Origin of the sequence: Paenibacillus sp. 453mf (assembly GCF_900116105.1) — a bacterium.
In the GTDB taxonomy this organism is placed as follows: domain Bacteria; phylum Bacillota; class Bacilli; order Paenibacillales; family Paenibacillaceae; genus Paenibacillus; species Paenibacillus provencensis.
This window is the reverse complement of sequence record NZ_FPAC01000001.1, coordinates 990,671-1,003,377: the sequence shown is the minus strand read 5'-3', so window position 1 is coordinate 1,003,377 and position 12,707 is coordinate 990,671. Positions and strand designations below refer to the sequence as shown.

The following is a 12,707-nucleotide window of genomic DNA, read 5'->3' as shown; positions in this document are numbered from 1 at the left end:
AAGGCGGAGGGGCCGTATGCTATGCTTAATTATACTTCCATAATTTCTTTTTCTTTTGCAGCAAGAACTTTATCCACTTCTGCAACGAACTTGTCTGTTGCTTTTTGAATATCCTCTTGATGTCTGCGAGACTCGTCTTCCGAAATATCGGTTTTTTCGAGTTTCTTAATATCATCATTCGCATCGCGGCGAATATTACGAATCGCAACCTTGGCTTCTTCACCGAATTTCTTCGTGAATTTAACCAGCTCTGTTCTGCGCTCTTCTGTAAGCGGAGGAATTGACAAACGAATCATCGCTCCGTCATTCGCTGGTGTCAGTCCCAAGTCAGATTTCATGATCGCACGCTCGATATCGGCGAGAGAGGATTTATCCCAAGGCTGAATCATCAGCGTACGGGAATCCGGTGTATTAATATTCGCAAGCTGGTTCAAAGGCGTCATTGCACCGTAGTATTCAACTTGAATACGATCAAGTAGAGCAGGTGTTGCACGACCTGCACGAAGTGTTGAAAGATCCCGTTTCAGTGCTTGAATCGCTTTGTCCATGCGTTCTTCAGCATTCTTCTTAATTGATTGTGGCATTAGTCTACACTCCCTTTAACGATGGTTCCAATTTTTTCGCCCAGCAGAACACGTTTGATATTCCCTTGTTCAGTAATAGCGAATACAATGAGTGGAATGTTGTTATCCATACAGAGTGAGGAAGCAGTGGAGTCCATAACTCCCAGGTTCTTGTTCAATACATCAAGATATGTTAATTGCTCATATTTCACAGCTGTGCTGTCTTTAAATGGATCTGCGGAATAAACTCCATCCACTTTATTTTTGGCCATCAGGATCACTTCAGCTTCAATCTCTGCCGCGCGAAGCGCTGCTGTCGTATCTGTGGAGAAGAATGGGTTACCTGTTCCTGCCGCAAAGATGACGACGCGTCCTTTTTCAAGATGACGAATCGCTCTACGGCGAATATAAGGCTCTGCAATTTGCTGCATCGCAATTGAAGTTTGCACACGAGTCGGCACTTCAATCTGCTCAAGTGCATCTTGCAGCGCCAAGGAGTTCATCACCGTGGCGAGCATACCCATGTAATCTGCAGTAGCCCGATCGATTCCGTTCTCGCTGCCTGCGATGCCGCGCCAGATGTTACCTCCACCGCATACGATTGCAACTTCCACACCCAGTTCCACAACTTCTTTGACCTGCGTTGCAATTGATGAGATTGTTTCCGCATCGATGCCATATCCATTTTGTCCTGCCAGCGATTCGCCGCTGACCTTAAGTACTACCCTTTTAAATACAGGCTGTTTCAAATGTTCACCCTCCACTTCAAAATGACGCTTCCCCACGTCAAATAAGCACTTGTAAACCTCATATTAGTTAAAAAGAAAGGAACACGGATTGTGTTCCACTCTTAGTTAAAGAAAACTTTCTGAGCCGAATCTCGGACTATCCAGTTCTTCTTTCAATATAAAGGTGTCTTGTAAAATCTCTTGAAGCTAATCTAATTATATCTTCAGAAGACATGGGCAAGTACGATTTCTGTTCATAAATGTTTCAATAATTAGTTTTTCACTTGTGCCATAACTTCTTCTACGAAGTTATCTTGTTTTTTCTCAAGACCTTCACCCAGTTCGTAACGAACAAAGCGACGGATGGAAATATTTTCACCGATTGTGCTGATTTTTTCGTTCAGCAATTGTTGAATTGTCAGATCAGGATTCTTAACGAAGGATTGCTCAAGCAAGCAGAACTCTTCATAGTATTTGCCGATACGGCCTTCAACCATTTTTTCAACGATTTTTTCTGGCTTACCTTCGTTCAGAGCTTGAGCTTTCAAAATTTCTTTTTCTTTCTCAAGTTCTTCCTGAGGAACTTCTTCACGAGTTACATAACGCGGGCTGGAAGCAGCGATGTGCATAGCGATGTCGCGTGCAAACTCTTTGAATTGATCAGTCATAGCTACGAAGTCTGTTTCGCAGTTAACTTCAACCAATACGCCGATACGTCCGCCAGCGTGGATGTAAGATTGAACCACACCTTCTGTTGCTACACGGCCAGCTTTGTTTGCTGCTGCAGCCAGACCTTTTTCACGAAGAATTTCAGTTGCTTTTGTTACATCATTGTTCGCTTCTTCCAGTGCTTTTTTGCAATCCAGCATACCAGCGCCAGTTTTTTCGCGAAGTTCTTTAACCAATTTCGCATCTACTGCCATTTGTTTTCCCTCCAGAGGATAATTTTGCGTATGACCCTAAAAAAAGGGCAGTGAAAGGTTATCCACCTACCAACCACCCTTTTCATTTAATTCATATACATGAGACCCTTACAAAGTCATGCTTAAGCGGATGTTTCTTCGCCTTGATGAGCTTCGATAACAGCATCAGCCATTTTACCAGTAAGCAATTTAACCGCGCGAATCGCGTCATCGTTACCAGGAATGACATAATCGATTTCGTCCGGATCGCAGTTTGTATCAACGATACCTACGATTGGGATACCCAATTTGCGAGCTTCCGCAACAGCGATACGCTCTTTACGTGGGTCGATTACGAACAGGGCGCTAGGAAGACCCTTCATGTTCTTGATACCGCCGAGGAATTTCTCGAGACGGTCTTTCTCTTTGCGGAGAATGATAACTTCTTTCTTAGGCAGCACTTGGAATGTGCCATCCTCTTCCCAAGTTTCCAGCTGCTTCAAACGATCGATACGTTTTTGAATAGTTTGGAAGTTAGTCAGAGTACCACCAAGCCAGCGTTGGTTAATGTAGAATTGACCCGCACGCTCTGCTTCTTCTTTTACGGAATCTTGAGCTTGTTTCTTAGTACCTACGAAAAGAATTGTTCCATTCTCTCCTGCGATACTCTTAACAAAGTTGTAAGCTTCCTCAACCTTTTTCACTGTCTTTTGCAAGTCAATGATGTAAATACCGTTTCTTTCAGTGAAGATATAACGATCCATCTTTGGATTCCAACGGCGAGTTTGGTGACCGAAGTGAACCCCAGCTTCGAGAAGCTGTTTCATGGAGATAACTGCCATCTCCACACACCTCCTAATTATTGGTTTTTGTGTCCTCCGCCGGCATCATTTCCCGTCAAGACTTACCATAAGGCAAGCACCCTCGACAGAATTAGCACAGCGTGTGTTTTAACACCGTCAATTAATATATCACAACTGCATCCTCGATGCAACAAAGTTGGCATGAATCTCATTTATTTTCACAATACCTTCAAAAATCTCGTCTCTGTTCAGGGACCTGATATAAGTTTTGATATTATAGAATCTATTGATTCTCCCTCAGTGAACTCAAAGGTGCCTACCTGAATCTTCCTGTTGATTCCTTGATTTATTGCCTCTTCAACGAATGCGTCCCGATCCTCTATCACGCGAAGAGACAACAGATTATCTGCTACATCATTTAAGGTAGCCCCGTTTATTACACGATAAGAAACCGTACCCGGTACTGGCTCGCCGGCCGGATTGGGAGCATTGGTATTCTCCGGTGCTTCCGGCTGATCCGGCTGTTCAGGCACACTTACAGCAGGTCCACCGCTGCTCGACGTATTGCCGGAGTTAGTGCCGGATAATGTGCTGTTATCCTGCGCCTGCTCCCCCGCCCTAGCCTCGGTCCATTCCTCTTCTGTCATGACCTCAGCAGATGCATCATAGACCTTGAGCTCCAATTCTTCCGCTGCCTCTTGAAGCTCTTCTCTCGATAGTGTACTGAGATCCTGAGTCGGCTGTCCTCCAGCTTGTCCTTGTCCGATCAAAGCCAGTTGTAGAATCAAAGCGCCTGCTGCAATTCCGGTTCCAAGTCCAATAAGAAAGGACCGATTTTTGATCATCGACTCTCCTCCTTATTCCCTAGCTGCAATATAACCTGGACCTCTCCTTTAGGCATGTTCAACTTGCTGGAGATATAATCTACAGACTTCCCTTCCAAGTAGAGCCTGAACAACTCTGGAAATCGTGACTGAATTGAATTTGTTTCTGAAGAGGTTTCCTTGTTCTGTATGATCGGATCTTCTACCGCAGCAGCAAGCTCTCTCTCTTGAATAGATGCTGGTGACGTCACTGTTTCCTTATGAGCTGACTGTGCCGCTAGATGGGACTGTAGTGAACTGAGCTGCTGGCTCAAATCAAGAATTTCCTGTTCTCTGCGTTTGTCTGTCTCTGACCATTCCTGCTGATAGAGCTTGAGCCTGTGAATAACCTTCTCATTCTCAAGTTCAATTTCTGCCAGGTATCGATCCAGTGTAGACTCTACGTCCTTTACAGCCTTTTGTCCTGAATCCGTCCTTGATTTGGGCACAAACCAAGCGAATACAATGACACATAGGCCAAGCAAGACGATAGTACTCCATGGTTGCATGAGCCTGTTCTCCTTTATTTACGTGCACGTGCGTTCTGATTATATTAAGAATTATTGCTATTCAGAAGCTTTGCCATCTTCTTATGAGACTACAAACTTACATCAAAATTTTTCCCCTTAAATGGATGCTCCGCGGGCACTGTTGCTGTTTCATCAGCTTGCTCATTACTCTGATTCAACTGACCCACCATTGTGTGTGAAGAATTGCGCTGATCCTTGATACTTGCCTGCTCTGACTCGTTCGTCTTTGGACTTTGCTTGGCTTTCTTCTTGATCTGTTTGGACTGATTGTCCGCGAGCAGCGACTGCTCTGATGATCTTCTGTGGTCGTATTCGCTTTGATAACGTCCCGCCTCACTCGTGCGCGGAATAGCAATCTGAAGTTCAACCGCTTTTAGACTCATCTGAAAAGTCACTCCTTTGGCTGTAATAAAGTTTACATTCCTTTTAAGGGTAGCATTGATATATCGCCATTATGATAATAAAACGATATTCTTGTCGCTGAATCTTTAACAAATCTAGTGTATCTGCCGATAACTATTTTAGAACCGCCGTAGATGGTCTTCATGACATCTACACTGGCATTGGATGTGTCCTCGAGCATTTTCTCAATTTCAAGAATCCGTTCCTTAACTTCAGCAAGTTCTCGCATACTTGACTGATGGGTGACCTGAAGCTTCATTCTCATACTTATTTTATCAGGGGCCAGCTGCCCCGATGCAGCCATTTGATCCAGCAAATGTAATGCCTTTGCCGTCTTGTCGATGCTTTCAGTTTGGGCTTTGAGCTCTGTCCTCAGCTGTGCAAGCTCATTGCGCAGCTCTGGAACGACACCCACTTCAATCGTTGTCAGGGTTGACATCGTATTCCCAATTGTCCTTGCTATGACTTTTTCACCAGCCTGAATGACACCGCCAACAATGAGGCCTTTGGTACCTTCACATATGCATTGCTTGCCTGCCCTAATATTAGAATGCATGATGCTCTGAGTTACATATACACTCCCTCCGGCCTCTACATTGGCATCTTGAATAAACGAGCTCTTAACATCGACGCCTGCTTGAATAAGCCCCTTATTATACCCAATGATTCCGCTTGTAACTTGTATAGAACCTCCAGCATAGAGTTCGGCACCTTCGACCCCGCCAACTACACGGATATCTCCTGCAGCTCTAACTTTAAAGCCCGTCAAAACGTTCCCTCTGATTACGACCGTCCCTACAAAATCGATATTTCCGGTATTATAATCAATGTCTCCGTTCACCTCGTACACAGGGAATACATTGATCCGATCCTTTTCCGTAGGAGTTACAAGACCATCTAGTGCGGCATACATCGCATCGCCTTCAGCATTAACGACCACATTCTTGCCTGGCTTAAATCTGGCTTCCTTGCCTGGACGGTAGGGTATCGTTTCACCTTTGACACTCTTCCCAGGTATGCCTGGCTCAGGCGGGATCCGCCTGGAAATAACCTGCCCTTTTTTCACGTTGCTGAGCTGAGTAATTTCTTTGTAGTCTACTCTCCCGCCCTCTGTTTCGAGCGGCTTGCGCTCTCCGGTTTCAATCAAGTTCGTAATTAATTCAATGACTCCATCGGTCCCTGGGACCGGATCTTCACCAGAAGCAACCGTCGGCTTTAATCCATAATATGCTGATGGACGATTCGCGATATCTTGTAGAACATCCTCGTGAATTCCGTATACGATTCCTTGCTGAGCAAGATATGCTTTTAATTCCCCAGCTGTAATTTCAAATTCTTCTTGTCTAATCATATCAAGTACTGCGCTGCTGTGATCTGCTGAAAACAGTACCTTGATGTACTGCGCTGGGTCTAATTTCTGCGTCATCTGCAACCTTCCTTCTTTCTCCATAGACAGCTTATTTTAAAATTACTCTAATTCTAATGCCTGTTCATTAAGAGTTCACGCTGTTTTTCAAGAGTACCTCTCAGCCTCAGAATTGCCTTGGAGTGAAGCTGGGAAATACGTGATGGTGACAATGACATGACTTCTGCAATTTCACTCAAGGATAAATCCTCATAATATAGTAGGGATACAACGATTCTTTCTTTTTCCGTCAGCTTATCGATTCCCTGCATCAAAGCCTGCTTCAAATGAATATCTCTTACGGTCTGCTCAGGCGCATATGCTTTCTCATCGATTAATAGAGACATACGCGTCTCGGCATCCTCTTCACGCAGCGGATCTTCAAGTGAATAAAGCGACATTACTGCCACTTCCTGCAGCATATTCCTGAAATCTCCTGCAGAAACGTCGAGATACTGGCCCATTTCTTCATCAGTTACACTTCTTGAATATCTCTGTTCAAGATGCTGATAGGCCTCCTCAATTTTCTTCGCCTTCTCTCTAACAGATCTAGGCACCCAGTCACCTTGGCGCAAGCCATCGAGAATTGCACCTCGCACTCTCCATGAGGCATAGGTTTCGAATTGAAGTCCGCGCTTATAGTCAAATTTATCTAGTGCATCCATCAGTCCTAGAGCACCATTGCTCTCCAAATCATCTTTTGATACATTCTTGGGCAATCCGACGGCAAGTCGACTTGAGACATACTGAACGATATGAAGATGTTTTTCAATCAGCTGGTTCCTTGCATCCAGGTCCCCTTGTTCCTTCCATCTTTCCCACAGGTCCATATCTGCCAAATGGGACGAATTTCGGCCTGTCATATCGCTTCACCCCCTTAATTGTCTGACAAGTGTCGAACGGCTTTTGCCAATTCTTCAGCATCTTTTGTCCGAACAAGCTTCGGAGGATTAAGTGGTTCAAATCCCGTTTTAGCTGCTGATTTTTTCGGTTCATTGACACTTTCTTCTTGCGGTGAATACTTTAATAGATTCCTTAGCTCCTCATCGTCATCAGGAGCCGTTATATCCAGCTGGGTTCCCTTATGTTCCTTTTCTTCATTCTGCTTGCTATGATCTCCAGCACTTTGCGAAGGTGCCAGAACGTATCCCAGCACCCATCTGCAAATAAAAGCAATGACAAACCAGATTACAAAGGCCGTTCCCGCACGATATAAACTGGTAGATAACAAATTACTGCTGTATGAAACAAAAAATGTATACACAAGTCCAATAAGACCAAACACAAAATTTATGCGAATCGTACCAAACAACGTTGTCATAACTCCTTCACACCCATCTGAACGCTTCGAATAGTCAGCACCCCTGTATCCCGATCCAGATCAATGGTTCTGCCATGGTGTCCACCACAATCTTCTGCGATCAGAGGAATTTCTGCTATATTCAAAGCTTCTTTACACGCTTCCGTATTTCGAGGGCCAATACGTAACGTATCCCCAGATCCGGCAAATTGAAACATCTGTGATCCGCCTGCCATCTTCGCAACAATATGCTGATGAGATGCTCCTTGCGCCTTCATTCTATCTAACAATAGTACGATTGCGGTATCAGCATACTTTGCCCTATTCAAATCAATGCTTTCTCTTGCAATAGAAGAGGAGGGGAGCATAACATGCGCCATGCCGCAAATTCTGCTCACAGGATCGTGCAATGTGACACCGACACAGGATCCAAGCCCAGTCGTTCTAATAACTCCTGGCTCAACTAGAATGTTTAAATCCGCCATTCCTACCTTAATCAGCTTCTTTTGCTCAATCATCAGCCATGTACTCCAAGGGCTTCAAATATAGCGGCAAAGGATTCGGGATCAGGTATAAGGAAAAATTGTCCTTGCACCCGATTTGATCCCTCCAAAAAATTCGTATCTATTAGTAAGGCTTCGTTTCCCATATGACTCATATGAAGCAGCCCGTAACTTAGTATTGCACCTGCCATATCAACGGCAAAGCCGGGTACGGTAGGCAGCATGGCTAGTTGAGTAAAGTCTGCCAGTGAAGACAGGTAGGATCCGGCAAGTATATTTCCAATCTCGGACAGGATGGATCGTTCCATATCCGAGAATTCAAGCACCTCATTTGTCACGGATCGACTAAAGTGATGCAACAGCTGTTTTGCTGCTTCCGGCGTCATCATAAAAAACAAATTCCCCGGTGCATCACCTTCCACTCTAAAGTAGACAGCAGTAACGATACTCTCGTCACCACCAACGCTTTCTGCAATCGACTCGAACGGTACACGCTGAACAGTTGGAACTCCCATATCGATTGGCCTGTTCAGCAGTGTTGATAATGCAGTAGCCGCATGGCCTGCACCTATATTGCCTATTTCTTTCAGAACATCCATTTCAATATCATGAAATTGATCAAAAGAGCGTGTCATTATCCTTCTATACCTTCAAGCATGATAATTTCGCTCTTATTCAGCACTTCCACCAGATTGAGCATGATGAGCAAGCGATCTTCACCCAGCTTTGCAACACCTCTCAAGTACTTGGCTTTTATGCCACCAATAACCTCTGGTGGATTCTCGATATCTCCTGAATGGATGTCTAATACATCATTTGCCGAGTCGACAATAAATCCAACTTGCATGTCTTGTACAGTGACCATAATAATTCGAGTATGATCGGTGTATTCCGTCTCCGGGAGAGAAAAGCGTCCACGCAAATCAATAACTGGAATAACAATGCCACGAAGATTAACTACGCCTTTTACAAATGAGTAGGTTTTGGGAACTCTCGTAATCGGCATCATTCTCTCAATCGTCTGAACCTGATCGACCTCAATGCCATACTCTTCTTCACCCAATTTAAATACGATTACTTTAATATCTTCTGCCATGACCTAATACCTCCTTAAGAAATGAACAACCTCGGATGCGGGAATCCAGCACCGCCGAATCTATCTATAATGAAACATGAAAAAACTAATCTTCTATTTAATGAAGCCATTTGGATCAATAATGAGAGCCACCTGGCCGTCCCCAAGAATCGTTGCTCCTGAGATGCCTTGTATGGCAGGTAAGTATTTACCTAAAGTCTTGATTACAATTTCGTTCTGTCCGATAAAATCATCTACCGCAAGTGCAGCAAGCTGTTCACCCTTACGAATGACTACAATTTCAACTTCGTCCTCTTCGTCATCGGTATATCCGCTGACATTAAACACTTTCGACAGCGAAACATAAGGAATCATAGAGTCTCTGAAGCTGATCATTTTTGAACCGTGTACATAACGGACTTTTTCTTTCTTGATAATTGCCGTTTCCACGATGGAGGATAACGGAATTGCATACTTTTCTTCCCCAAGTCTAATCAACATCGCTGCAATAATGGATAGCGTAAGTGGCAGCTGAACCGAGAAATTCGTTCCATGTCCCGGCGTGGAGTGGATCGATACATTTCCGCCGAGCGAAGTTATTTTTGCCTTAACGACATCAAGTCCTACACCTCTTCCGGAAATATCCGATATCGTCTCGGCTGTACTAAATCCAGGAGCGAACAACAGCTGATACACCTGCTCGTCTGTCATCAATTCTCCTTCAGCTTCTGTGACTACACCGCGGGATACAGCCGTCTTAAGCAGCTTGTCGCGGTATATTCCAGCTCCATCATCTTCGATTTCAATGAATACATGATTGCCGCTGTGGAAGGCTCTTAATTGAATTGTTCCTGTTTCAGGCTTACCTGCCTCTATTCGCTTGGAGATGGACTCAACACCATGATCCACAGCGTTTCGAAGCAAGTGGACAAGCGGATCGCCAATTTCGTCAATGACCGTGCGGTCAAGTTCCGTTTCGGCACCGGTGATAACCAAATCCACCTTTTTATCCAGCGACTTTGCCAGATCCCTTACCATTCTTGGGAAACGGTTAAAGACGGTGTCTACCGGAACCATCCTGAGCTTCAGAACAATATTTTGCAGATCTGAGCTCACTCTGCTCATATGAGAAACCGTTTCTATTAGATCAGAATGATCCAGCTCACTTGCCAGCTGCTCTAGTCTAGATCTGTCAATCAGCAGCTCACTGAACAAATTCATCAGTACATCAAGCCGTTCAATATCCACTCTAATCGTTCGATTTCCAACTGCGGCGCCGGCTGGCTTCGCACTACTCTTGTCTGCTGCCGGCTTGGTCGGTTTAGCAGTTCCTTTATCATTCTTATTAACTTCTGCTTTCTTCTCTTCTATCAGGGGCATCTCTACAGTAGCAGCCGCTTCGTTGCTGGCGATCTGTCCCAGCATTTCTAAGGTTAATGGTACGACTTCTACCTTCTCAATCTCGGAAATGTTCAGAATGGCCTGCTGCAGCTCTTCCGGTTGCATTTGAGTTATGTAGTATAGTGAAAAATCGTAATCGAATTGGTCCTGCTCAATTTCTTGTACTGAAGGCTCTGTCTTAATAACCTCACCGGAACGCTCAAGCAAATCAAATACCATGTAAGCTCTAACAGATTTAAGCTGGCTTGACTTACTGATGGTGACGTGTACAAACACCGCGCCCTGCCCATCAGTAATGGACTGCGTTAATACGGATGCTTGAAATTCATCAAGTGATAACGCTGTTGAACTAGAAGATGTATCTGCTGCGCTGATCTCTGATGCAGCATCAGCAACACTCGCTTCTCCATTCTCGATCGCCTGTAGCTTAGCTACAATGGCAGACACGTCAGCCTTGCCCTCTCCGCCTGCCATAATGTCCTGGACCATGGACTCGAGTGCATCCAAGCTCTGAAATAGAACATCAAATATAGGCTCCTGCATGGTCAATTTCTCATTGCGGACCAAATCCAGCACATTCTCCATCTTATGAGTCAATGAGGCAAGATCCTCAAATCCCATAGTAGCAGCCATTCCTTTAAGTGTATGAGCCGATCGGAATATAACCTGAACAATGCTGATGTCCTCCGGATTATTTTCCAATTCGAGCATCTTCTCGTTCAATGATTGGAGATGATCATTAGACTCATCAATGAACATGGATAAATATTGATTCATATCCACTTTGTATTACCTCCTTTATCGAATTAACCGTTTCTAGTGACCGCTTTAACCAGTCTTTCGGCCAGCTCCTCCAGCGGGAGCAGCTGGTTTACACATCCGAGCTCCGCTGCAGCACGCGGCATCCCATATACGACGCAGGTCTCCTCATTCTCGGCAAATGTAGAAGTAACTCCAGCTTCGAAGAGACGCTTCATCATTCTTGCTCCATCGCTGCCCATCCCCGTCAAGATGGCTATATGTCTTTCCAGAGCATCAAACGGGAGTAATGATTCAAATAGGGTATCGACTGAGGGCCTGTGTCCATTCACCGGGTCCTCACTGCCGAGCTCAATCTCATAATCCGAATTAACATTCTCCCTTACTCTCATGTGATAGCCGCCAGGAGCGATATAAGCAGTTCCCGCCTTCAAGATCATTCCATGAGCTGCTTCAACCACATGAATCTCACTGAAGGAATCAAGCCGAGCAGCCAGCGATCTGGTAAAATCCGGCGGCATGTGCTGGACGATCACAATCGGAGCCTCAAAATCCCCGGGGAAATGAGACAGCAGCGTCTTAAGTGCACGCGGGCCCCCTGTCGAGCATCCGATGGCAACCAATTTGCTGAAAGAACCAGAAGGTTTTGACGATGAATCGGCCTTCTTAGGCTTCTTGGTCTTGGCTGCTTTCACTTGAGCCAAGGATTCCTGCTCTGTTTTAATCACATCGGAAGACAGTTTGGCAGGCTCCTTATCCGCTCTGCTCGATTTCGATCTTGTTTTTTTCTCAGTTTCTTTTTTGGCTGTTTCTAATTCTTGGGCCAGCCTCTGGGTAATGGACTTGATGTCATCCAACTTGCTCTTCGCCGATCTCGGAGCTGGAATGTTCTTGCTTGCTGTCTCCGGATGAGCAGATTTAGACTCTTGTGCGATAGTCTTGTCAGGCAGCTTATGATGAACAACAGCATCTCTGTTCTTGGTCCTAGCAGACGTAGACGGCTCCTCTCCTGAGGAAGCAGTCCTTGCTGCAGCCTCATCCTTCTCCGCGGCTCTCCGGGCTCTCCGCTCCATCATCTGAACGGCTTCCTTCATCTGGTTACGAAGCTCATTGCCCACCTCATAAATATCCTGACGAAATTGAATGGAGGGCTTACGTATAAAATCAAATGCACCTGCTTCTAGCGCCTTGATGGTTTCTTTAAGACCGGTCTCATTAATTCCTGACAGCATGATGATGGGAATCGGCTGCTCGGACATAATGATCTTCAAGGCATCAAGCCCGTTTAATTCTGGCATTTCAACATCCATCGTAATTAAATCAGGGTGAAGTCTTCTGGCTTTCTCAACAGCTTCCACACCTGTCGCAGCGGTATCTGCTACACGAAAAGAAGGATCCTGCTGAATTAAATCGGTTATTATTTTTCTCATAAATGCTGAATCATCAACCACAAGTACCTGATAGACTGACATG

General features: G+C 45.0%; 15 protein-coding genes. All 15 read right to left on the bottom strand.

From position 1 onward, the window contains the following. Positions 1-29: 29 nt before the first annotated feature. A complete protein-coding gene (gene frr, locus BM415_RS04885) occupies positions 30-584 on the bottom strand; it encodes a ribosome recycling factor (RefSeq protein ID WP_091155195.1) in 555 nt (184 codons plus the stop codon). Next, positions 584-1,312 (bottom strand): UMP kinase, encoded by a 729-nt coding sequence (gene pyrH / locus BM415_RS04880; RefSeq protein ID WP_091155192.1) that lies wholly within the window; start codon positions 1,310-1,312, stop codon positions 584-586. The genes frr and pyrH overlap by 1 nt, the downstream gene beginning before the upstream one ends. A gap of 251 nt (positions 1,313-1,563) precedes the next feature. Beyond that, a complete protein-coding gene (gene tsf, locus BM415_RS04875; RefSeq protein WP_091155189.1) occupies positions 1,564-2,214 on the bottom strand; it encodes a translation elongation factor Ts in 651 nt (216 codons plus the stop codon). A gap of 122 nt (positions 2,215-2,336) precedes the next feature. Next, the gene (rpsB, locus tag BM415_RS04870; RefSeq protein ID WP_091155186.1) at positions 2,337-3,035 is read right to left on the bottom strand and encodes a 30S ribosomal protein S2; all 699 of its coding nucleotides are present in this window, start codon (positions 3,033-3,035) and stop codon (positions 2,337-2,339) included. 209 nt (positions 3,036-3,244) lie between these two features. Continuing rightward, positions 3,245-3,841, bottom strand: coding sequence for a hypothetical protein (locus BM415_RS04865; protein ID WP_091155184.1), 597 nt, complete (start codon positions 3,839-3,841; stop codon positions 3,245-3,247). Further along, entirely contained in the window at positions 3,838-4,368 is a 531-nt protein-coding gene (locus BM415_RS04860; RefSeq protein WP_091155182.1) for a hypothetical protein, read from the bottom strand. Before BM415_RS04860 ends, BM415_RS04865 begins: the two co-directional genes overlap by 4 nt. An 89-nt stretch (positions 4,369-4,457) precedes the next feature. Further along, on the bottom strand, positions 4,458-4,772 hold the full coding sequence (locus tag BM415_RS04855) for a hypothetical protein (RefSeq protein WP_091155179.1): 315 nt from the start codon (positions 4,770-4,772) through the stop codon (positions 4,458-4,460). Positions 4,773-4,804: 32 nt separating this feature from the next. Further along, positions 4,805-6,217: a DUF342 domain-containing protein gene (locus BM415_RS04850; protein WP_091155176.1), complete on the bottom strand. Its 1,413-nt coding sequence runs from the start codon at positions 6,215-6,217 to the stop codon at positions 4,805-4,807. A 53-nt stretch (positions 6,218-6,270) separates the two neighbouring features. Further along, positions 6,271-7,059 (bottom strand): FliA/WhiG family RNA polymerase sigma factor, encoded by a 789-nt coding sequence (locus BM415_RS04845; protein ID WP_091155173.1) that lies wholly within the window; start codon positions 7,057-7,059, stop codon positions 6,271-6,273. A gap of 14 nt (positions 7,060-7,073) precedes the next feature. After that, the gene (locus tag BM415_RS04840; RefSeq protein ID WP_091155170.1) at positions 7,074-7,517 is read right to left on the bottom strand and encodes a hypothetical protein; all 444 of its coding nucleotides are present in this window, start codon (positions 7,515-7,517) and stop codon (positions 7,074-7,076) included. Continuing rightward, positions 7,514-8,014, bottom strand: a complete 501-nt coding sequence (locus BM415_RS04835) for a chemotaxis protein CheD (protein ID WP_091155169.1) — start codon at positions 8,012-8,014, stop codon at positions 7,514-7,516. The genes BM415_RS04840 and BM415_RS04835 overlap by 4 nt, the downstream gene beginning before the upstream one ends. Then, positions 8,014-8,634: a chemotaxis protein CheC gene (locus tag BM415_RS04830; protein WP_091155166.1), complete on the bottom strand. Its 621-nt coding sequence runs from the start codon at positions 8,632-8,634 to the stop codon at positions 8,014-8,016. The genes BM415_RS04835 and BM415_RS04830 overlap by 1 nt, the downstream gene beginning before the upstream one ends. Next, complete coding sequence (locus BM415_RS04825; protein ID WP_091155165.1) at positions 8,634-9,095, bottom strand: chemotaxis protein CheW; 462 nt, start codon at positions 9,093-9,095, stop codon at positions 8,634-8,636. The genes BM415_RS04830 and BM415_RS04825 overlap by 1 nt, the downstream gene beginning before the upstream one ends. A 93-nt stretch (positions 9,096-9,188) precedes the next feature. After that, positions 9,189-11,258 (bottom strand): chemotaxis protein CheA, encoded by a 2,070-nt coding sequence (locus tag BM415_RS04820; protein ID WP_091155162.1) that lies wholly within the window; start codon positions 11,256-11,258, stop codon positions 9,189-9,191. A 23-nt stretch (positions 11,259-11,281) separates the two neighbouring features. After that, positions 11,282-12,706, bottom strand: coding sequence for a protein-glutamate methylesterase/protein-glutamine glutaminase (locus tag BM415_RS04815; protein ID WP_091155160.1), 1,425 nt, complete (start codon positions 12,704-12,706; stop codon positions 11,282-11,284). Between the last annotated feature and the right edge of the window lies 1 nt (position 12,707).

Coding starts and splice junctions, on each gene's coding strand:
- tsf (WP_091155189.1), bottom strand. CDS start 2,214: ATGGCAGTAGATGCGAAATTGGTTAAAGAACTTCGCGAAAAAACTGGC.
- BM415_RS04835 (WP_091155169.1), bottom strand. CDS start 8,014: ATGATTGAGCAAAAGAAGCTGATTAAGGTAGGAATGGCGGATTTAAAC.
- BM415_RS04815 (WP_091155160.1), bottom strand. CDS start 12,706: ATGTCAGTCTATCAGGTACTTGTGGTTGATGATTCAGCATTTATGAGA.
- BM415_RS04825 (WP_091155165.1), bottom strand. CDS start 9,095: ATGGCAGAAGATATTAAAGTAATCGTATTTAAATTGGGTGAAGAAGAG.
- rpsB (WP_091155186.1), bottom strand. CDS start 3,035: ATGGCAGTTATCTCCATGAAACAGCTTCTCGAAGCTGGGGTTCACTTC.
- BM415_RS04830 (WP_091155166.1), bottom strand. CDS start 8,634: ATGACACGCTCTTTTGATCAATTTCATGATATTGAAATGGATGTTCTG.
- BM415_RS04845 (WP_091155173.1), bottom strand. CDS start 7,059: ATGACAGGCCGAAATTCGTCCCATTTGGCAGATATGGACCTGTGGGAA.
- BM415_RS04855 (WP_091155179.1), bottom strand. CDS start 4,772: ATGAGTCTAAAAGCGGTTGAACTTCAGATTGCTATTCCGCGCACGAGT.
- BM415_RS04860 (WP_091155182.1), bottom strand. CDS start 4,368: ATGCAACCATGGAGTACTATCGTCTTGCTTGGCCTATGTGTCATTGTA.
- BM415_RS04865 (WP_091155184.1), bottom strand. CDS start 3,841: ATGATCAAAAATCGGTCCTTTCTTATTGGACTTGGAACCGGAATTGCA.
- BM415_RS04840 (WP_091155170.1), bottom strand. CDS start 7,517: ATGACAACGTTGTTTGGTACGATTCGCATAAATTTTGTGTTTGGTCTT.
- BM415_RS04850 (WP_091155176.1), bottom strand. CDS start 6,217: ATGACGCAGAAATTAGACCCAGCGCAGTACATCAAGGTACTGTTTTCA.
- frr (WP_091155195.1), bottom strand. CDS start 584: ATGCCACAATCAATTAAGAAGAATGCTGAAGAACGCATGGACAAAGCG.